This is a genomic window from Sedimenticola selenatireducens DSM 17993 (genome assembly GCF_000428045.1).
Lineage (GTDB): Bacteria > Pseudomonadota > Gammaproteobacteria > Chromatiales > Chromatiaceae > Sedimenticola > Sedimenticola selenatireducens.
On the sequence record NZ_ATZE01000032.1, the window covers coordinates 12,070 to 33,481 of the forward strand.

Annotated in this window: 20 protein-coding genes; 16 read left to right on the forward strand and 4 right to left on the reverse strand. The window is 53.6% G+C overall.

The genetic code is table 11. From position 1 onward, the window contains the following. The first annotated feature begins 207 nt into the window (after positions 1-207). On the forward strand, positions 208-1,572 hold the full coding sequence (locus A3GO_RS0118000) for an efflux RND transporter periplasmic adaptor subunit (protein WP_245621780.1): 1,365 nt from the start codon (positions 208-210) through the stop codon (positions 1,570-1,572). Further along, entirely contained in the window at positions 1,569-4,697 is a 3,129-nt protein-coding gene (locus tag A3GO_RS0118005) for an efflux RND transporter permease subunit (protein ID WP_029134586.1), read from the forward strand. Before A3GO_RS0118000 ends, A3GO_RS0118005 begins: the two co-directional genes overlap by 4 nt. Before the next feature lie 29 nt (positions 4,698-4,726). Here A3GO_RS0118005 and A3GO_RS26255 read toward each other — a convergent pair whose 3' ends face one another. From A3GO_RS26255 to A3GO_RS0118025, 4 genes are all read right to left on the reverse strand, one after another. Continuing rightward, the gene (locus A3GO_RS26255) at positions 4,727-6,262 is read right to left on the reverse strand and encodes a hypothetical protein (RefSeq protein WP_157606868.1); all 1,536 of its coding nucleotides are present in this window, start codon (positions 6,260-6,262) and stop codon (positions 4,727-4,729) included. 225 nt (positions 6,263-6,487) lie between these two features. Beyond that, positions 6,488-7,255, reverse strand: coding sequence for a Mut7-C RNAse domain-containing protein (locus A3GO_RS0118015; protein ID WP_037375913.1), 768 nt, complete (start codon positions 7,253-7,255; stop codon positions 6,488-6,490). A gap of 7 nt (positions 7,256-7,262) precedes the next feature. Beyond that, entirely contained in the window at positions 7,263-7,925 is a 663-nt protein-coding gene (locus A3GO_RS0118020; RefSeq protein WP_211245104.1) for a protein-L-isoaspartate(D-aspartate) O-methyltransferase, read from the reverse strand. A gap of 27 nt (positions 7,926-7,952) precedes the next feature. Next, positions 7,953-8,429 carry a YbhB/YbcL family Raf kinase inhibitor-like protein gene (locus A3GO_RS0118025; RefSeq protein WP_029134590.1) on the reverse strand — a complete coding sequence of 159 codons (477 nt, stop codon included), beginning with the start codon at positions 8,427-8,429 and terminating at the stop codon, positions 7,953-7,955. A gap of 287 nt (positions 8,430-8,716) precedes the next feature. Between A3GO_RS0118025 and A3GO_RS0118030 the strand changes: the two genes are divergently transcribed. The 14 genes from A3GO_RS0118030 to tnpA form a co-directional block, all read left to right on the forward strand. Next, the gene (locus A3GO_RS0118030; protein WP_051302597.1) at positions 8,717-9,136 is read left to right on the forward strand and encodes a YbaN family protein; all 420 of its coding nucleotides are present in this window, start codon (positions 8,717-8,719) and stop codon (positions 9,134-9,136) included. Positions 9,137-9,550: 414 nt separating this feature from the next. Beyond that, positions 9,551-10,996, forward strand: coding sequence for a sensor histidine kinase (locus tag A3GO_RS24460; protein WP_051302599.1), 1,446 nt, complete (start codon positions 9,551-9,553; stop codon positions 10,994-10,996). After that, positions 10,989-12,425, forward strand: a complete 1,437-nt coding sequence (locus A3GO_RS0118040; RefSeq protein ID WP_029134592.1) for a sigma-54-dependent transcriptional regulator — start codon at positions 10,989-10,991, stop codon at positions 12,423-12,425. Before A3GO_RS24460 ends, A3GO_RS0118040 begins: the two co-directional genes overlap by 8 nt. Positions 12,426-12,797: 372 nt before the next feature. Further along, positions 12,798-13,649, forward strand: a complete 852-nt coding sequence (locus A3GO_RS0118045) for a BON domain-containing protein (RefSeq protein WP_037375916.1) — start codon at positions 12,798-12,800, stop codon at positions 13,647-13,649. Between the two features lie 90 nt (positions 13,650-13,739). Then, positions 13,740-14,018, forward strand: coding sequence for a glycine zipper domain-containing protein (locus A3GO_RS24465; protein ID WP_037375918.1), 279 nt, complete (start codon positions 13,740-13,742; stop codon positions 14,016-14,018). A gap of 7 nt (positions 14,019-14,025) precedes the next feature. Continuing rightward, positions 14,026-14,445 (forward strand): hypothetical protein, encoded by a 420-nt coding sequence (locus tag A3GO_RS26260; RefSeq protein ID WP_157606869.1) that lies wholly within the window; start codon positions 14,026-14,028, stop codon positions 14,443-14,445. A gap of 363 nt (positions 14,446-14,808) precedes the next feature. Continuing rightward, positions 14,809-15,885, forward strand: a complete 1,077-nt coding sequence (locus tag A3GO_RS0118060; RefSeq protein WP_029134595.1) for an AI-2E family transporter — start codon at positions 14,809-14,811, stop codon at positions 15,883-15,885. 195 nt (positions 15,886-16,080) lie between these two features. Continuing rightward, complete coding sequence (locus tag A3GO_RS0118065; RefSeq protein ID WP_037375920.1) at positions 16,081-17,469, forward strand: cytochrome ubiquinol oxidase subunit I; 1,389 nt, start codon at positions 16,081-16,083, stop codon at positions 17,467-17,469. Further along, on the forward strand, positions 17,469-18,479 hold the full coding sequence (cydB, locus tag A3GO_RS0118070) for a cytochrome d ubiquinol oxidase subunit II (RefSeq protein WP_029134597.1): 1,011 nt from the start codon (positions 17,469-17,471) through the stop codon (positions 18,477-18,479). The genes A3GO_RS0118065 and cydB overlap by 1 nt, the downstream gene beginning before the upstream one ends. A 206-nt stretch (positions 18,480-18,685) precedes the next feature. After that, a complete protein-coding gene (locus A3GO_RS25875) occupies positions 18,686-18,853 on the forward strand; it encodes an entericidin A/B family lipoprotein (RefSeq protein ID WP_084610229.1) in 168 nt (55 codons plus the stop codon). 308 nt (positions 18,854-19,161) lie between these two features. After that, positions 19,162-19,956, forward strand: coding sequence for a DUF2189 domain-containing protein (locus A3GO_RS0118080; protein ID WP_084610231.1), 795 nt, complete (start codon positions 19,162-19,164; stop codon positions 19,954-19,956). 418 nt (positions 19,957-20,374) lie between these two features. Further along, the gene (locus tag A3GO_RS0118085; protein ID WP_029134599.1) at positions 20,375-20,572 is read left to right on the forward strand and encodes a CsbD family protein; all 198 of its coding nucleotides are present in this window, start codon (positions 20,375-20,377) and stop codon (positions 20,570-20,572) included. Between the two features lie 96 nt (positions 20,573-20,668). Then, positions 20,669-20,833, forward strand: coding sequence for a DUF1328 domain-containing protein (locus A3GO_RS25880; RefSeq protein WP_029134600.1), 165 nt, complete (start codon positions 20,669-20,671; stop codon positions 20,831-20,833). Positions 20,834-21,238: 405 nt separating this feature from the next. Then, positions 21,239-21,412 (forward strand): IS200/IS605 family transposase (gene tnpA, locus A3GO_RS25885; RefSeq protein ID WP_037375934.1); only part of this gene is annotated, 174 nt, incomplete at its 3' end.

The window sequence follows — 21,412 nt, forward strand, 5'->3', positions numbered from 1 at the left end:
GCAGTCCATGCGATCTTTTCTATGCTACCGGCCGATCCAGCCAGATATGTTTAATATAAAAGGTTATTTTGGTTGTCGATTACTCCCGCTAACACCTCAGCGATCAGCGTCTGATAAATGGTGGCTTGTTTTTACACAGGCGAGTATTACGATGCCATGGATCGTATCACTTAATCTTATGTGTCAAATCAGTTAGGAGTTGGGATAGTGGGTTTATTCAGAAGCAGGGGGCGAGCGTTTTTTATCCCGCTTGGCTTGCTGGTTGGGGTGGGATTGGTCGTGCTGTTCATAATGAACAGCCAGTCTCCCACCCATGGTGAGATTGAAGCCGTAGTTCCGAAGTTAACCGTGATCACTGTACAGCCCATGGAATTTCAGCTGGCAGCACGTGGTTATGGTGTGACCCGTGCTGCCGATTCCTGGCAGGCGGTGGCCAATGTGCCAGGTCGTGTGGTGGAGCGACACCCGAATCTGGAGAGTGGCACCCTGGTGCGCAAGGGTACGCTGCTGCTGGCGCTGGACCCGGGTCGCTACAAACTGGCCATTGCCGATACCGAGGCGGAACTGGCCTCGTTGTCAGCCGAGTTGTCGCAACTCGATACCGAGGAAGAGAATACCCAAAGATTGCTGAAGCTGGAACAGACGCGACTCACCCTGGCCGAGCAGGAGTTGGCGCGTATCGAGCGGCTGGCGAAAAGCGGTACGGTATCGCAGTCACAACGTGATGAGCAACGGCGCGCCACGGTGGCGCAGCGCCAGTCCGTGGCGACGCTGGAGAACCAGCTGGCACTGCTGCCTACCCGAATAGCCTATTTGCAGGCCCAGGTGGAACGTGCCAGAACGCGGCTTGAACAGGCCCGGGAGGATCTCGCGGATACTCGTTTCGTGGCACCCTATGATCTGCGTATTGATGAGGTCGAAATCGAGCTTCACCAGTATGCGACCGCAGGTCAGCGGCTGTTTCGTGGCGACAGCATCGCGGCCGCTGAGATTGAAACCCACATACCACTGCCGATGTTGCGCCGGCTGATGGGCAGCGTACAGCACACCACCCCTCCGGCGGATGCCCTGGATATCAGTGAACTGGTGGACTTTTCTGCCATTGATATCGAGGTGCGGCTGGCGGGGGCAGAGGAGATTCGCTGGCCGGCACGGGTCACGCGCGTGGCCAGTGGCCTGGACCCGGCCACCCGCACCGCGCGGGTGGTGGTGGTCGTGGATAACCCTTACGACAGGGTCACACCGTCCAAGCATCCGCACATGCAGCCGGGCATGTACGTGCAGGTATATCTCACGGCCATGAATCGCGAGCCGCTGCTGGTGATACCGGTGGCCGCGGTGCACCACAACGAGGTGTACCGGGTTAGCGACAATGACAAGCTCGAACGGAGACCGGTGTCGGTAGCCTTCGAACAGAATGATCTTGCCGTGATCAGTGGCGGACTCGCTCCGGGACACCGGGTTATCGTGGACGATCCGGTCCCGGCGCTGGATGGCATGGCGATAAATCCGTGGCGTGATGAGAGCCTGGAGCAGCGCCTGCAGGCCCAGGCCCGGGGTGAGTCGTTGTGATCCGCTGGTTCGCTGGTCATCCCACTGCAGCCAACCTGCTGCTGATTGTGTTATTGGCCATGGGTCTGTTCGCTGCCCCGTCGCTGAAACGCGAAACCTTTCCTGATTATCGTCCCGTCGAGGTGAGTATTGAGGTGGTTTATCGCGGCGCCGGCGCAGACGACGTTGAGGACTCCATTTGCAAGCGTCTCTACGATGCGGTCAAGGGTGTCGACTATCTCGATGAGATCATCTGCGCGGCCCAGGATAACGTGGCCAGCGCCACGGCGACCATGCAGGCGGGCGGCGACCCGATCCGTTTTCTGAATGATATCGATACCGAGGTCAACGCCATTACCGATCTGCCCGCACGCGCCGAGGCACCGGTGGTGCGCGAACTGCACCGCAGCGATCTGGTGGCTGCGGTAGCAGTCGCCGGTGACATGCCGTTGCATCAACTGGAGGATTATGCGCTTCTGCTTGAGGAACGCATCATGGCCCTCCCCGGTGTTGCCAGTGTCACCATCCACGGGCTGTCGCAACGACAATGGCAGATCGAGGCGTCCCGTGAGGTGTTGGGGCAGTACGGGCTCTCGGCACGTGATCTGGCCGCCCGGGTCGGGCAACAGAATATCGATATGCCACTGGGTACCCTGGAGACCCGGGAGCGGGATGTTCAGCTGCGCTTTACCGATCAACGTCGTTCACTGGATGAGTTGCAGCATCTGGTCATGATCTCGGACCGTGAAGGGGGCGAGTTGACCCTGGGGGAGATCGCCAGCCTGAAACAGGTGGGCGAGACGGAGGAGGAGAAGATTCGCTTCAATGGCGAACGGGCACTGGTGCTGGAGGTGAGCAAGTCCCTGCGTGATGACTCCCTGCGGGTGATGGACGGACTCACGGACCTGGTAGAGCGAGAACGACAGAGAATGGGCAGCGGGGTCCGTCTCCATCTGACCCAGGATATGACCAGTATTGTCCGGGATCGGCTGCAGATGCTGGTCAACAACGGGTTGATGGGGCTGGTGCTGGTGGTGCTGGTAATGGGCCTGTTTTTCCGTCCCCGGCTGGCATTGTGGGCGGTACTGGGACTGCCGGTGGCATTCATGGGTGCCTTCTTCGTGATGGGAGTGACCGGGTTATCCCTGAACATGATCACCATGGTTGCACTGTTGATGGCGATCGGCATCGTCATGGATGATGCGGTGGTCATTACCGACAATATTGTTGCCCATGCCGGTGAGCAGAAGTCGCCCCTGGAGGCCGTGGACAACGGGACGCGTCAGGTGCTGTCTGGTGTGTTGTCGTCCTTTCTGACCACGGTATCGGTGTTCGTGCCGTTATCCTTTCTGTCCGGAGAGCTGGGCGCCGTGCTTGAGGTGCTGCCGGTGGTGTTGATAGCCGCGCTGGCGGCCAGCCTGATCGAGGCGTTCTGGATTCTGCCCCACCATATCAAGGGCAGTATTCCGCAACTGCAGGCAGGTCATGACTCGCGCTTTCGCGCCGCTTTCGAGCGCGGCTTTGCCGCTTTTCGTGAATCGGTGGGTCGCACGGCTGACATGGCGGTTCGCTGGCGTCATGTGGTGGTGGGCCTGATGCTGGTGGTGATGCTCGGCTCGGTCGGGTTTATGGCCGGTGGACATATTGGCAGCGAGGCAATGCCGGACATTGATGGAGATGTACTGGAGGCACGGATCCTGATGCCCCAGGGTACGCCTTTATCACGCACCGAGGTGGTGGCGGAACGGGTCGAGGCGGCCATGCGACTGATCGACCAACGGCTTACTCCGGCACAGCCCGATGCTGCACCGCTGGTTGAGGCCATCCAGGTACGCTTCAACTACAATCCCAGCGTGGGCGAAGCCGGCGCGCATGTGGCGACTGTCATGGTCGATCTGCTCACCGCGGAGCGACGGACGGTGACGCTTGACGATCTGACCCGGATGTGGCGTCAGGAGATCGGCGAAATAGCCGGCATCCACAGCCTGATCATCCAGGAGCCGGGCTTTGGGCCTTCCGGGATTCCGGTTGAAATACGTCTGCAGGGTGAGGAACTGCAAGCCTTGAAAAGCGCCGCGGTGGAAGCGGCGGAGTACCTGGCCGGCTACACGGCCGCCTACAACGTCATTGATGATCTTCGCCCCGGCAAGCCACAACGGACCTTCTCGCTGGCCGCAGGGGCGCACGGGCTGGGACTGACCGCCGAAGCGGTTGCCTCCCAGTTGCGTGCGGCGTGGTTGGGTGAGATAGCCGACACCCAGCGAATCGGTGATCATGATGTAGAGATTCTGGTACGCCAGGCAGCGGGCGACCGGGACAGTTTTGACGACCTGGCCGACCAGACCATTACCCTGCCGGACGGCAGCCGGGTGCCGCTGAGTGAGGCAGCGGAGATGCACGAGCAGCGCGACTGGTCGCGTATTATCCGGATTGATGGCCGACGTACCGTTACCGTGCAGTCCAATGTGGATGCGCGCCTCAGCAGCGGCCAGGGGATTGTGGCCGACCTGAAAAAGAGCTGGCTGGCGGATTTCCAGGCGCGTCACCCACTGGTGGATGTCCGTTTCGAGGGGCAGGTTGCCCGGTCAGCCGAAACCGGGGGATCGATTGGCCGCGGTCTGCTCATCGGACTGGTGGGCGTCTTTGTTATTCTCTCCTTCCAGTTCCGCAGCTATGTTGAGCCGTTGATCGTGATGTTGTCGATTCCGCTGGCTTTTATCGGTGCCGTCTGGGGCCATGTGCTGATGGGCTATTACCTTTCGATGCCGTCCCTGATCGGTGCGGCCGGACTGGCGGGCATCGTGGTGAATAATGCCATTCTGCTGATCCAATTCATCAAGAGTCATCGGGAACGGGGCCTTTCGGCAGCGGAGGCCGCAGGGCAGGCCAGCCGCGATCGCCTGCGGGCCATACTCATCTCATCTTCCACGACCATTGTCGGGTTGCTTCCCCTGCTTGCGGAAACCAGCACCCAATCCGCGGCGATCAAGCCACTGGTGATCTCGGTGGTGTTTGGTCTGCTTACCTCCACGGTGCTGGTGCTGCTGGTGATTCCGGCGCTGTATGTGCTGTTCGACGATTGGGGATGGGCGAGAACCGAGGATATCCCGATGCTGGAGGGACGTACGGGGCCGGAGTCAAGTTAGGCCGGGTTAGCGTCGAATATTTCCCCCCGCTACTTCTTGCTGGTGCGCTCCCCTGATAGACGTCCGGCTCCCTGCCGTTGCGCCTTGGTTGATGGGCGGGCGCGGGTTTGTGTTTGGAGGGCCATGCTTCCGTTGTCACTACGCCGGCTTTTGATCCGGGTCGGGCGCTGATGGTTGTTTTTGGCCCGACCGGTTGTGACGGCCCTGTTGCCTTGCGGGTGTTTGCGTACCGATCTAAGGGGCTGTTTTTTGACCGTGCCGGTGAGTGGCCGAATGTTCTGCCCGCCCGCGGAAGCGGGGCGACCCAAGGCGCGGCGACGCTGTTGGGCGCTTCGCTCCGAAAGCGTTGCCGAACGGCGGCTGGACAGTACATCCGGTTGCCGCCTGCCGCTACCGAGCTGATTTCTTTTTGGTATTGATTTCGTCGTCGCCGGTCGCTTGGCCCCCGGTGGATTAGCGAATTGGTTCTGTCTGCCTGTTTTGGCGGACTTGGTAGCCACTCGCGGCTTTTCGGGATGCATGCGTTGTCGCTCAGTGAACCGGAACTTGTCCGGGCTGTTGCCCCGGTTCCCGTTCCGGACCGGGTTCCGGTTGTGGGCGTTGCGCTGTCCGGGGGCGGCGTCCGGCGCCACCTGCGGGCGGACGGTGAGGACCTGATTCGCACGGTAGTGCTCATTTTTCCGCACTCCCCTCGTTGTGCCCTTTTCAACAAGGCGCCGCTCGCCAGGGAGGTCTTGTTTAGCCGGAAAATCCCGCTGTCGCAACTGTTGTCTCTCTCCGGTCCGTTTGGCTGCGTGATCGCGCCGGTGTCTGGCCCGCTCCTTGCCAGGTTTATTGCGGTTGGAGAGATGTCTGACCCCTGCGTGTGGGCCGGTATTTTTATGCTGGAGCTTCGATTTGGCCTGTGGTTTGACGGGGTGTCGCCGATGGTGTGGACGCTTGCTGTCGACATGTATCACCAGGTGGAATCGGTGCAGGAGGTAGTATCCGGGGTAATAGTGGCCTTGCCACCAACTCCCATAGGGCCGCCAGCCATACAGGTAGTCAAAATCATACGGGGGGCGACAGTAGGTCATTACCGGCGGACCGTAATTATCGTAATACTGTCTGATCGTGGTGCCACTGCAATCGCCGACCGAATCGTAAACGTAGCGCTCGGTGTAGCGGGGCCCCAACTCGCCTGGAATGGAGAGACCGAGTTCGGCAGCGAGGTCCTGCAACGCCTCGATCGCCTCATCCCCGGGGATCCCTATTCGCCCGGTATCGGCCGCCTCGCCAATGGCCAGAGCCAGTTCAGCCAAAATATCCGGTGTTATGGGGTAGTCGACGATCCAGCCATCATCTGGCGCTATACCCGCGGCATTCAGCCGATCTTCCGCCTCCTCCTCGCTCTCGACCTCCCCGAGGCCGAGGGCTTCAAACAGCAGGATGGCAAAATCGCCTTGCCGGACCAGGATTGGATCAATCGCTGAGACTGTGTTGTCCTCAACCGAGTGTTGTGCGGCAGCCCAAGTGGGGAGTAGCAGCGCTACTGCTGCCAATAGCGGGATTAGCGCTCTCTTCATTACAACTCCCAACGGCGTTGTAAATCCCCTTTATCAACAGGCTTAGACACTCGAGGTGGGGCGGGAGTGCCATGACGGGGTGGAACAGGGTATGCGACTGACGGGGCGGAATGGCCATTTCAGGTTCTGATTGTCATAAAATCGGGGGGTTAGTGGGAGCATTGCGACGCTAGAGGCATATACAAACTTCCCATTACCCGTGGCCCTATTCGAAGCACCCGGCACTCACCGCATCGACAATCCCTGCGGTATGACATCATCAATCAGTTGGCGCATCTGCTGATAGTGGGTCCCTCTCCAGTAAATTTTGTGACACTGTTCGCATTGCCCGAACAGCTCCTGATGGGCGCGGGTGTGGGGCAACAGCTGATCCTGGATCAACGCCTTTGCCACCGGCCGGATCATGCCGTTGCAGTGCAGACAGCGGGTGAAGGGCAGAAACTGGTTGTGCAGGTCGAGGCGGTCGATGACCTCCCGCAGTTGCCGGCGGGGCTGGCGGGAGCGCACGAAGTAGCCGTGGGTGATCTGTCTGCGCATCAGCAGCTTGCGATCACAGGTGAGCAGGATGCGATGCTGTGCTACTGAGATATCGGCCAGGGTGGGATCGTCATAGTCGTTGCGATACAGGGCGTCGAAACCGAGCATGCGCAGGTAGGCGGCCAGACGGCCCAGGTGGGCGTCCAGTACAAAACGGGTGGTACGCAAGGGGCGGGGGCGCAGATGGGTGAGCGGGGTGATGTCCAGGGCCTCAAACACCGGGTAGACGCTGATTCGATCACCGTCCTGCACCTGGTAGTGAAAATCCACCGGCTGGCCGTTCACGAGAATGAGGTCTATCTCGGTATGCGGGACGCCCAGTGATTCGACCAGATCCTTGATCGAGCCGGTTTTCTTGTGGTGATGGACAAATTCAATCTTTTGCCTCTTGGCGGGCAGAAAATCGTTCAGCTCTTCGTAGAAGCGCAAGTGGAGCCGGAGTGCTGGTGTCGCCATCCGTCTGTTACTCGTCAAACGCTGCCGGTGACTGGTCCACCAGCGGCACGAACGCGACGCTAAGGATGTCGCGGGTGTGGGTATGACCCTGCGCATCCTTGGTTACCAGCAGCAGTTGCTGGGACATACGGAAAGAGCCAACCGGGATGACCAGCCGTCCGCCGGGCGCCAGTTGTTCCCTCAGGGCCTCGGGTATGTACGGAGCCGCCGCAGTGACCAGTATGCCGTGGTAGGGCGCATGTTCCGGCCAGCCCTGATAGCCGTTGCCGCAGCATGGCTGGATATTGGTATAACCCAGCCGTGCCAGCCGCTGGCTGGCGGATTTGCTGAGTTCCGGAATCAGCTCCATGCTGTACACCTTGTGGTACAGCAGTGACAACACCGCTGTCTGGTAACCCGAGCCGGTGCCGACTTCAAGCACAGACTGATCGGGTTCCGGTACCAGCAGATCGGTCATCAGTGCCACGATATAGGGCTGGGATATGGTTTGGCCATGACCGATCGGAAGCGGACCGTTGTCAAAGGCCAATTTTTTCATTTCATCCGGAACAAACTCATCGCGTGGCACCTGGGCCATGGCGTCCATGAGCCGCTGGTCCAGTGACGCCTTGCCGATCAGGTGGCGGGTATAGCCCACTTCACTGTTGATGTCGGCCAGCATCTGCTGCATGTCGCTGCGGCGTGACAGGGACACAGGTCACGCCTGCTTCTGATACGTCCCGATCAGCTCCGCCTGGGTGATGATATGGCCTTGCATCGCCGCCTCCAGTTGATTTTTGGTCGGCTGTTTCAAGTCATCGAGCATGCTTTCCAACGCATAGAGTTTGAAGAAGTATCGGTGCCGGCCAATCGGCGGGCAGGGACCGCCGTAACCGGTGCGATGCCAGTCGTTGAGACCCTCACGGGTACCGGCCGGCAGCTGGGCCCTGGTGACCCGCTCGGGCAGACCGGCTGTGGTGGGCGGCAGGTTATAGAGCAGCCAGTGCACCCAGGTCATCTTCGGTGCAGCGGGATCGGGCGCATCCGGGTCGTCAACAATCAATACCAGACTGCGGGCGCTGTCGGGGACGTTGTCCCAGGAGAGCGGTGGAGAGCGGTCCTCCCCCGTGCAGGTGTAGATAGTTGGGATCTCGCTGCCATTCTCAAAAGCGCTGGATGTCAGAATAAGAGTCATGGCGGTCTCCTTGTTCTCTTTTGCGTGGCTGGTTTCCATGCTTGTGTGGCCAAACGCATGTTGGCTAAATTGGACCTTTTCACCCGGTGCAAATTGCCTGATCAATACCATAGAACAAAATTGAGGGTAGTGTTTATCGGATACGTGTCGGGGCTGCCGGCAGATAACAGCGGCGTGGAATCGACGGTCATGGCAGGCAAGAAGCCGTATCCTGGCTATTGTGTCGACAGCGGCCCGTGCATTTGCTTCAATAGGCGACTGTATCGATACAAGTAGCAATGTCCTCTATGCCTGTACAGCGTCCACAACAGCAGACCGGAGCCGCCCGTGTGGTTTATCTTGCACTGGGCTGGCTGTTTTTTGGTCTGGGTATGCTGGGAGTGGTATTGCCGGTACTGCCTACTACGCCCTTCCTGTTGCTGGCGCTCTGGGCCTTCTCCAGAAGTTCGGCCCGGCTACACCACTGGCTCTACCAGCACAGGATTTTTGGTCCTGCGCTGCAGCGCTGGCATCAGCACCGGATCATCCCGATGCATGCGAAACTGTTTATCGTACTGGCCATGGGAACAAGTTTTGTCTATGTGATCGGTTTCAGCCGTCTGCCAGCAGGTATTAACTTCGTGGTTGCCATGATCATGATGGCGGTTGCAACCTATCTGCTTAGCCGGCCCAGTTCATTGAAGCCAGAGGAAGAACGGACTGAATAATCAGGCTTTGGTTAGACGCCTCGTCGGCAGTCACGGGTGGAGCATCCCTATAAATAGCGCCAATCGACAAGCCAGGCTAAACCGCTGATAAAACAATACAGTTTCAACTATCCATCCATCGCTCAGCAGCGGGTCATATCACCCCGGAATAGCGGGGCATAGAACCCGTTACACTTGGTCATATTCCTCTGCGAACAGAAAATTTGGCATTTGAGCGCATATTGTTTTATGGCCCTGTTTTTGCTGTTATTACTTGGATAGCAGCATATATTAGCTATGGGCTGCCTTCTTTGGTCGGGCTAGGTTTGTTCCTACACTACTGCTTCGCAGCGAGGGAATCTCTGTTGTGTGGTGTGTATTAATCATGTCGTGTGATCACTATGAACCAATCGCAAAAGGAGTACGGGCGTTTAAATGCGTAGTGTCCAGTATTTATTGATGCGCTCCGTCTGGCTGCTGTCGGGAGTTGCACTGCTTCTGCTCTTTGTCAGCCAGGGACTTCTGATCTATAGCGCATGGGACTATGCAGCGCGTATAAAGCCAATACAGCAGCATATGGACTATCTGAGAATGCTTGAAGTTGCCGATTTTGATATACGCACAAAGTTGGTTAATCTCCTTGACTCGGAAAGTGGATTTTTGGACCCTGATGAGACTGCGCGGCAAACAGAGCAACTTCGCGACCTGATCATATTTCGAACCAGTCTGGCAAAACCGACCTCAGATGCACTCAACTATGCCCTGACGCAACTGGAAGCTTTTGATGGCAGGGATCAGGTTGCGCTAAGAAAATCCATGTCCGCGATGCGAAGCGCCCTCAACCAGGAGCTTAATGCGCATCAGTCATTGATCTCCTCTTTTTATATGAATGCCGAGCGGAAACAACGCTTTGCGATCGGCCTTGCATTCGGGTTTCTGATTATTTCAGTCATGCTATGGGCAATGGTACGTCAGCGCATAGTTTTGCCGTTAAGTAAACTCACTGATCAGATGATGTTGCTGACAAGGCGTGATTACTCCGAATTGGAAGTCGAAGATGCAGATCCGATGCTGTCTGGAATAATAGAAAAATATAACCATATGGCGAAGCGGTTAAAGATATTGGAGTCTGCACAACAACAACGGGAGGACACCCTGGCCACCGAGGTGCGAAACACAAGTTATCTGCTGTTACAGCAGCAGTATCGGCTGTCACAGGCCGAACGGCTCGGAGCAGTGGGCGAAATGGCTGCGGGTATTGCCCATGAACTGCGTAATCCACTGACAGGTGTACAGATGGCCCTGGATAATATACGCGGTGACATGCCGGATGAGGATTTGGCTGAGCGTATCGACCTGGTTGCGAGCGAGGTAAGGCGTGTTAACCAGCAACTGAATCATCTGTTGGACCAGACAAGACAACGACCGGAGTTACCGACAAGTGTAAATATTCATGAGGATTTGAAGAGCCTCATTTCGCTGGTTAAATTCCAACTTTCAAGAGAGATTACGCTAGTTCATGAGGTAGATAAACAACTGACATGTCAGTTGCCGCGCAATCGGTTTCGTCAGGCGCTGCTAAATCTGATTTTGAATGCCGGTCAGGCACTGAATGAAACACCCGGAAAAATAACTGTGCGGGTTGTTGAAAAGGGTGATTTGCTTGAAGTCAAGGTAATGGACAGCGGTCCCGGGTTCTCCGCATCGATGCTAAATACAGGAATACAGCCTTTTCACACTGGGCGTTCTGATGGCACTGGGCTAGGCTTGGTGATGGTGCGTCGAACTATTAGCGATTTCGGTGGGGAAGTCCATCTGAGTAACCAGGAGGAGGGCGGCGCTTGTGTGACTCTGACAATGCCCTGTAATAAGAATGGCTAAAACGATACTGATTATTGAAGATGAACCCCTGTTGGGTGCCGAGCTTAAGCGCCACTTTGAACGGGTAGGCTGGCGTGTGGAATTAGCTGAACAACTGGGGCTGGCAAGAAGCAAGTTGTTTGATAAGGGGTTACTCCCCCCTGTCGTACTCGCAGACATGAATCTTCCTGATGGAAATTCACTTGATTTATTGGAAGAGGTAAAGCAGAACAAAATTGTTGGCGAGTGGATATTTCTCACCGGCTACGGCAGCGTTGCTGATTCGGTACGCGCGCTACGGTTGGGTGCTTATGATTTTCTGGAAAAGCCGGTGGACTTCGAGCGGCTGGATTTGGTGATCAGCGGCGCAATGCGCAGCGCCATTGCCCAACGACGCCTGTATGATCAGTTGGAAACCGGCAGTCGTCATTTTACCGTGGAAAGTTTTATCGGCCGAAGCAGTGCCGCCGAGCAGATACGGGCGATTTTGCGAAAACTGATTGATACACCCATCTCGGCCTTGATCGTCAGCGGAGAGACTGGCACGGGCAAAGGCGTTGTGACCAAGATTCTGCATTACAGCGGACAACGTCAAGACGCACCAATGGTTGAAGTCAACTGTTCGGCACTGCCGAAAGACCTTCTGGAATCTGAACTGTTCGGCCATGAAGCCGGCTCCTTTACCGGAGCCAAAGGACGGCGAAGAGGTCTTTTTGAACAGGCGGATGGCGGTACATTGTTCCTCGATGAGATTGCAGAAATGCCTGTTGACTTGCAGTCCAAGCTGCTTAAGGCTCTGGAAGAAAAAAAGTTCCGCCGGGTAGGCGGTGACCGGGAGATTCAGGTAGATGTGCAAGTGATAGCGGCGACCAACCGTGATTTGCTTACTTGCATTGAAGAAGGGTTATTTCGTAAAGATCTTTATCACCGGTTAAGTGTCTACCAGTTGCGGGTTCCACCGCTACGTGAGCGGGTGATTGATCTGGAACAGCTGGTGCCGTTATTTATCGCTGAGTTTAATGCAAAGTCGGGTAAGAGTGTTTCTGTGATCGGCGAAAGGGTCTGGGAGAAGTTGAAGGCGCATAGTTGGCCGGGTAATGTGCGGGAACTGCGTAATGTCATAGAGCGTTGCGTGCTGTTTTCAGACACCAATGAACTGCCTGTTCAGTGGCTGCATTTGCAACCAGAAATTTATGCCCCTGAGGAGAGCGTCACCGTCCCCGGGGGGTCACTCTCCGGCCCCGATGCGGTAACACCGGATCATCAATTTATACATGTGCCACTTGATGGTTCCATGGGGCTGGATGAAATGGACAGGTTTATTATCTGTGCCGCATTAGAGCAGAATCAGCACAATGTTACCGCGACAGCCAGAATGCTCAATACTACTCGCGACACGCTTCGCTATCGTATCAATAAATATGATATCCAACTCCCGGACGGCGCTTAACACGACATCGTCACTCTTCAGCAATAACCATCCACAGAGGCCATTCGCGGCCGGTTTACAATGTCTCTCGTTACTCTTTTCAATGCTCATTATTTTGGGTGATTTGTCTCTCCGGTAATTGGGCGGTATCACCCGATGGGTGATATCACCGGTTGTTGATAAATATATAACATATTGATTTATTAGATAAATAAGTGTTGGCACTTATTCTGCTTGATACATCCCAAGTCCAACCAGACGTACCGGCATCCATCCAGTGGTTAATCTACTGGAAAGGTATGCAATACGTAGTCGGCTGAGCGGACACAGTAATAATGCGTCGGTTCCGCCAGGGATGACAAACTGAACAATTAGATTATGGAGACATATATTATGAAGCGTTATCCAATAAAAGCGATTGTAACCGCTTGTGCTATCGCATTAGCCACCGCCAGTACGCCGTTACTGGCTGACACAAGCAAAGACAGCTCTTCTGACCTATGGGCCAAAGCATCACTCGCCACAACCTATACCCTCAATCGTCATCTTAACCCTTTTGATATCGACATTGAGGTAAACAATGGAGTGGCGACGTTGCGCGGTACTGTCGATGATATGGTTGAGCGTGATCTCGCTGAAGAGCTGGCTCTGGGCGTTGAAAACATCCGTGAAGTGGATAATCAGCTGAAGGTCAATCCCAACCCGGTTGACTCAGACGGCACGGTCAAAAAAGACAATAAAGATACAGAGCGTAGCTTTATGCGCAAGGTTGAGGATGCCAACGTGACAGCCAAAGTAAAGTCCCAGCTGTTATGGAACAGCAACACAGACAGACTGGATATCACCGTTGAAACTCACGATGGTGTCGTCATGTTATCCGGTTATGTGAAATCGGATGCTGAATCACAACTGGCCGAGCAGATTGCACGCAATACCAATGATGTCCGAGAGGTGAAAAACCAGCTGCAGATTGACAAACAGAAAGTACCGTTGGATGTTGCGGCCGAACGTAAAACCGAAGAGGCCGCTCAAAAGATTACCGACGGCTGGATAACGACCAAAGTAAAATCGGCACTGCTGTATAACCGTACGGTAGATGGCACCGATATCAATGTGGATACGAAAGACGGTGTAGTCAGCCTGCGCGGTCATGTGGATAGTGATTTCGAACGCAAGCAAGCCATCGCAATCGCCAGCAATGTTAAGGGCGTGAAGTCCGTAACAGATGAGCTTAAAGGCAGTTAGTGGAATAACGGGAAATCACAGGATTGATCACAGGGCCAGGGATGGCGGTGCCGGTATAAAGATTCCTAACAGTCACCGAAGGAGTATGTTATGAGCAAGTCCAATTCAGCAGAAAAACAAAACCACCAAAGTGACAAGGAGACGATATCCCGTCGGGTTGCCGAAGAGTTGCATGAACGTATTGATCAAGCCGCCGATCGGGGCGACGAGTTTGAGCGAAAGCTGCATGAACGCGGTGCGGAAGTGCAAGATAAGGCACGGAATTTGAAAGGCGGTATCAGCAGGATAGCGCATGACAATCCCTGGGCGCTGGTTGGTGGTTCGGTGGCGTTGGGTATCCTTATCGGCTCACTGGCAAGTCGCCGTTGAGTGACTGATGCAACAACCTGAGAGTACTTCGGTGCAAGCGGCAGACAGTGCTACAAAACCAAAATCCGGGTCGCTGCGTGATGCATTGGCTGATGTATTAGAGAGTAGCCGTCGACAGATTACGGAACTACTGGAACTCATTACGCTTGAAACCAGGTATTCAGGATTGATGCTGGGGGTTGTTCTGGCCATGGCTGTGATGGCTGTGCTTGCTGTATTCAGTATGTGGGGATTGTTTTTGGCCGCTTCAGTTTTATGGTTGCTTGCATCAGGGTGGAGTTTGATAGCCTCGCTGGTTACTTTAGCTGCAGCCAATGGCATGATTCTGGGCCTTGCTGTATGGCTGATGCATCGAGCTGTTGTGCGCATTGGTTTTGCCGGCACCCGGCATGTATTGGGATTGGATGAGTCTGATGTTTCCAAGTGAATCGCAAATCCGTGCCCAGCGAGAAAAGGCGAACAGGGCAAAGTTAAGCGCAGTGCAGGCGCGGGTAGGTTTAAATCGATCGGTGCGTGCTTTGGCGGCTTCTCCGGCGGGATTGACTACGGGGTTTATCCTGGGAATGGGAGTTGGCTGGTTTCTGAATTCTCGTCCCGCACCCAGGTCCGGCAGGGGCTATCGGTTACCATCAATCAGCTTCCTTTTACCACTGTTGCAAATTATTCATTCACAGTTGAAAGACGGAACATAAGAGCGAGGCCGACATTGACTTATACGGATAAACATTCAGAAGTTGATGTTCGGTATGACGATCGAAACGAAGTCGTTGATACCCCGGTCAGCCGTTCAATGACTACTGCATCCACCGGCAGCGACCACACAAGCACTCTCTCCGGACTCAGTATTGAGGCCAAACTGCTGGTTGGTCTGATGTCGCTGGCGGTTGTCTATACCTTGTCTGTAGCGCAGAAGTTCCTGATTCCTGTGGCACTCTCATTTCTTCTCAGCCTGGTCCTGGCGCCCGTAGTCAGGTGGTTGGAACAGTTACATGTACCCAGACCAGCGGGTGCGGGTGTTATCGTGCTGGTCATGGTGGCGGGATTCAGTTATGGGGTGTCAGGTTCTGTTGCGCCGGTGAGTAATTGGGTCGAAAATGCCCCACGCGTTCTGCGACAACTCGAATTAAAAATCTACCCGATCAAGAAAACAGTCGAGGTGGTGAGTGAGACTGCCGAGCAAGTAGACCGTATCGCATCGGTGAATCCAAAACCAACGGTACAGGTCAGTGAGCTAAGTTTTCGTGAGGTGCTATATGCCAATACCCAGGGTCTGGTTACGGGTACGGTAATGGTCACTTTCTTGCTCTATTTCCTGCTCTCCTGGGGGCGAATAGTGCTGTTTCGAATTGCCCGATTGCTTCATGAACATGGAGCAAGGCATCAGTTTTTGGCGTTGTCGGCGATTCTGGAGGGCGAAGTCTCCAAATACCTGGCCACCATTGCGCTAATTAATTTCTGCCTCGGCATCATAGTCGCCGCGGTGCTGTTTGCATTTGGAATGCCCAATCCCCTGTTGTGGGGAGCCGCCGCTGCGCTGTTTAATTTCATTCCTTACCTGGGTGGCATGACAACGGCTATCCTGCTGGGTGCGACCGCGTTACTTACCTTTGACGGTTTTGCTGTTCCCGTGCTGGTAGTGGCTTCATTTATCGGCTTGACGATTATTGAAGGCCAGATTGTAACCCCCTTAATACTGGGCAAACGGCTGGCACTTAATCCACTGGTGGTCTTTCTGAGCGTGGTTTTCCTGTTCTGGTTATGGGGCGTTCTGGGAGCCTTGATGGCAGTTCCCATGTTAATTACGCTCAAGCTGATTGGCGACCAGGTGGAGTCACTGCGACCTATTTCAGTTATTGCCGGCAGGTAAGTGGCCATGTGCATTATCGGTCGGTTGTTGTGTTGCTAAAGCTGCAATGTAATGTCGATATGTGGAATCGGACTGCTTGCAAGCTGCAGCATTACTCCGCGTCTGCCGGCAATTCATACATGCGGTTTACCTGAAAAATAGGCTCGACGCCAATCATTAACACTGTCGTACCAGTAGGCGGAGATTGTTAAGCTTATGGAACTGTTGACCGACTCACTGTTACTGGCCCGTTTGCAGTTTGCATTCACTGCGCTGTTTCATATCATCTGGCCGGTATTGAGTATTGGTCTTTCCCTGTTCCTGCTGTTGCTTGAGATATTGTGGTTAAAAACAGGTGATGTGGATTATTACCGCCATCTGCGCTTTTGGATACGGCTGTTTTTGCTCAATTTCGTAATCGGCGTAGTCACCGGACTGCCGTTGCAATTCGAGTTCGGTACCAACTGGGCGCCTTTCGCAAAGGCCGCCGGTGGATTCTTTGGTAGTGTACTCGGCTTCGAGGCGACCATGGCGTTTATGCTGGAAGCCGGGTTTCTTGGGATTATGGCCTTTGGGTGGAATCGGGTTTCGCCCGCCATCCATCTATTTTCGACTGCAATGGTCGCAGTGGGGGCGTCACTCTCTGCATTTTGGATTATGTCCGCGAACGCCTGGATGCAGACCCCGGCGGGTGGCCATATGGTCGACGGCAGTTTTGTAATCGAATCTTTTTCCCAGGCGATATTCAATCCAAATATGCCAATCGCGGTTTCTCATATGTGGCTGGCCTGTCTCGAGACGACACTCTTTGTGATTGGTGGTATCTCAGCCTGGTATATTCTGCGGCGGAGAGAGGGCGCTTTTTTCCTCAAGAGCTTTCGCCTGGTATTGCTCGGAGTTTTGATTGTCACTCCCCTGCAGATACTGCTGGGACACAGCAGCAGTATCGCACTGTTCGAACAGCAGCCGATCAAGGCGGCCGCTGTTGAGGCACACTGGCAAACCAATCCACCAGATACTGGAGCTGCATGGTCGCTATTGGCCTGGCCGGATCAGGAGGCACAGGCCAACAAATGGAGTATCGAGATACCCAATGCCCTGAGCCTGTTGGTCACGCAGGAGCGGTATGGTGAGGTAAAGGGACTGCGTGACTTTCCACGTATGGATCAGCCACCGGCGTTGCCATTGCTGTACTACAGCTTCCGAATTATGGTGGTTATCGGTTTTTACCTTTTTTTCCTTGCCGGCTGGTCGCTCTGGTTGTGGTACCGGGGTAATCTGTCTTCCCACCATATAGGCTCCCGGAAAGGCTTGCTGCGTTTGTGGGTGGCGGCCATTCCGCTTGGATATATTGCCGTTGAATGTGGATGGATTGTGCGTGAGGTCGGCAGACAGCCGTGGGCCATTTATGGCCTGTTGCGGACTGTGGACTCCGCTTCTCCATTACCGGCGGCAACGATTGCCGCCAGTCTGGTCGGGTATGTTGTAATTTATACAATCTTGCTGGCGACCTTTATAGTATTTGCGCGACGTATCCTGGAGGCTGGGCCAGATATGGCGCTGCAACCCACGTCACAACATTCTGACCAATGCGAGGCCGGGTGATGGAATTATCGAGCTGGTCTCTTGGTGATATCTGGTTTTGTATCCTGGGTTTGTTCCTGGTGCTGTACGTGGTGTTGGATGGTTTTGACCTGGGGATCGGTATTATTTCACTGTTTGCCAGGAGTGAGCAGCGCCGTGACATGATGATGGCCAGCCTGGGCAGTGTATGGGATGCCAATGAGACTTGGTTAGTGGTTTTTGCAGGGGCTCTTTTTGGTGCATTTCCGGCGGTGTATGGAATCGTCTTACATGGACTCTACATTCCAATCATTCTGATGTTATTTGGGTTGATATTTCGCGGAGTGGCTTTTGAGTTTCGTGCACATGCCCGGCACAAACAGTATTGGAATTACTGTTTTGGTGGTGGCAGTCTGTTGGCCGCATCCATGCAGGGTGTCGCACTGGGTGCGCTGATTGGTGGTATTCCCGTTGAGGAAATGGCTTTTAATGGCACTGTTTGGCACTGGTGGTCACCGTTTGCGGTGCTGACCGCTGTCGGTGTGGTGTTTGGCTATATGTTGCTAGGCGCCACCTATCTGATTATGAAAACCCAGGGTCGGCTGCAACAGCACGCACGTCGCGTCGCAAAAATCACCGCATGGCTGACAGTGGCAATAAGTCTTATTGTTTCTCTATGGACACCGATGCGGTTTGATTATATTGCGCAGCGTTGGCTTGAATGGCCGACATTACTCTATCTTGCTCCATTGCCCATTGCAGCCGCAGGCAGCTTTCTTATGCTGTTACGTGCAATAGACAAGGGTTATGAACACACTCCATTTTTCTGGAGTGTCGGTATATTTATCTTCGCCTTTATCGGACTCGTGTCCAGCTTCTATCCGTTTCTTATTCCTCCATCCGTCATGATGGCAAATGTTGCCGCATCAAATAATACGCTGCTGTTCATGCTTGCCGGTATAGGACTGTTGATCCCCATTATGATTTTTTATAATGGTTTTCAATACCGTGTATTCCAGGGGAAGATCAAAGTCGATGACTATGGAAATTAAACTACCATGGCATAACTACTGTGTCAGTAAAGAGGGTTTCTCTTGATACAAAAAGAGCAGGCAGACGATTTACCGAACGACTGTAGTCAGACAACGCCGATTAAAGCATGGATATGGCATGCGAGTTGCTGTTATTACCATGGGACCACAACAAAAATCACAAAATTGTTGTGTGACATAACGGCTGTTTAAGGAGGAATATTCTGATGAAAACATTACTGTCGAAGATAAGCGCCACTTTTCTTATTCTTGTTGTAATGAGCGCAACGTTGTTTGCCCTGACAGGTTGCAATACAACGGCGGGTATGGGTAAGGATATTGAAGCGGCCGGAGAGGCCATTAACGAAGAAGCGGAAGAAAAGAAAAATTACTGAATGACCTGATCGACTCCTTGTCTTCATCTGAACAATGTCCCTGCTTGCCTGAGCGATTTCAGAAGGAAACATTGTTCAGATGAAACGGGTTAAATCCCCCGTGGTCCAGGGTGTATTAAGCCGCGCGGGGTGTATTTAACCCGTATCCGGCATAATCATTACGGTATGCATTGAATTGATATTGTGGGTTGAAAAGCGAAGAACACTTCCGGTTTACGGGCAAGTTCTCCCTTGCCGAAGTGGCTGACATCTGTATTGGCGTATTACTTGCCTAGTTACAGTCAGGTTAACGGAAAGGGAGCTTACTCATGACTACTTATCAACTATCAACTTCCGAAACACCCAGGCAAAAATACACCATTCACTCGATATCGGTGACGCGCCCACTACATTGGTTACGCGCGGGCTGGCGGGATTTTGTTGAACGTCCGGTATTAGGGGTGATCTATGGCCTGTTAGTGACCATCACTGGTCTGCTGATGACTTTTGGCTTGAATTCCATCGGCATGTTGTACCTGGTGCCGGTATTGTGTGCCGGTTTTTTACTGATCGCGCCAATAATGGTTGTCGGCCTTTATGCAGACGCCAAGCAGCGGCAGTTGTCAAATGCCTCCCAGGCCGAGAAAATGGGCCGAATCCTGTATTACAACATGAGCAGTATAAGTGGTATGGGTATTATCCTGATGCTTGTTTTCATCAACTGGGTAATGCTTTCCAATTTGATGTTGGCAGGTGTGCTCCATCAAATGCTCCCTACGTTGGGAGGCAGTACTGAATCCCTATCGATCTTTTACTCAAACCTGCCCTTCCTCTTTGTCTATATTGGACTGGGTGCGATACTCGCCGCACTGGTATTCAGGATCTGTGTCATTTCAATTCCAATGCTGGTCGATCAGAGCGTTGATACTTTCAATGCGATCTTCGTAAGCTGGAAGGCATCAGGGGAAAATGTTGCCGCCATGACCTTCTGGGCACTTCTGATTGCCGGCCTCTGCCTGATCGGCTTTCTGACGCTGTTTCTTGGTCTGATAGTGATTATCCCGGTGCTGGGTTATGCCTCCTGGCACGCCTATCAGGATCTGTTGAGACCAATAGCTTCATAAATCCGGTGTTAAGTAGATTTCCACCCGGTGGTGTCAGTCGGGTGGTTTGGGGCATTACCAATACTGCCGAACAGCGGTTTCATTTTCTGTGGATGGATCGGGTGTTACCAGCCCTGAGAAACCAGTGACGATATCATTGTCCATAACGGCAAGAACGATGTCGTAGACAACTGGGCGAATACCCCCATTTATCGGGTGGACACACCCTGTAAATTGCGGCTGATTTATGACACATCATTAAATACCCTTGAATATTAATGACCTGGTCTATTGGTATGACTGTTGCAGCGACTTATATATGACGCAACCAGGGCGGCTCATTTTGAGCCAAGTAACCGGCACCGGTACAGCGTCAGTAACTCCCATATCAGTGCCAATAATTGAAGGTTACTCAAACACACTCCTTAGGAGATTGAAAATGAACTGGAATCAAGTCGAAGGTAACTGGAAGCAATTCAAAGGCAAAGCCCAGGAAAAATGGGGCAAGCTGACGGATGACGAACTTGACGTTATTGAAGGTAAGCGAGAGCGTCTTGTTGGAAAGGTACAAGAGCTGTATGGCAAAGCCAGGGAGGAGGCGGAAAAAGAAGTCTCCGATTTTGAAAAGGGATTGTGAGTCAGTGTAATCAATATTAATTACGGATGCGGTCTATGCCGGTCTTTATCCTCATGAAGTCTGTGCAAGCAATACACAGGGCCGAAGGAGATCAATATGTTAAGTTGGGCAGTCACATTTTTAATTATTGCCATCATTGCGGCACTACTGGGTTTCTCAGGTATTGCCGGTACCGCGGTGAATATTGCCTGGATTCTGTTTGTTGTCGGTTTGGTTCTCGCGCTGGTATTTTTCGTTATCGGGCGGCGCCCACCGGTATAGTTTCGTATCAAAGCTGATTATAAATAACCCGAGCGCCAAGATGGATCTTGGCGTTCGGGTCTGGCATGACATGCACACTTTTAATGTGCCGTGAATTACAAAGTATTATTGACGGGTATGCTGTAACAGGTCTCCTGTCTCTTATTATCAAGTGCAGACATCGGGGGGTTACCCGGTCTATTTGTGTTAAAGGACAACAAATGGAGATACTGCCCATGGAACGGGATATTTGATAAATACTGCAAATACGCCACAAGTGACGTGCAAAGGCGTTGGCATATTGCTTCTAGACAAATATAAGAGACCCCCCAGCTTTGCTGGGGAGGCATTAGCAGTTTGACAGTAACGGGAGTCTCATAGTAACTCCAAAGCGTGAGCCGCCAAGCAACACGCAAAGGAGAAACCATGAGACGAGTAGAAAGTTTAAGTCACACGAGGTGGGAGTGTAAGTACCATATCGTGTTCATCCCGAAATATCGTAGGAAAGTGCTTTTTGGCCAAATACGCAAAGAGCTTGGTGAAGTATTTCATCGATTGGCAAAGCAAAAGGAGAGTCTGATCGAAGAAGGTCATATTATG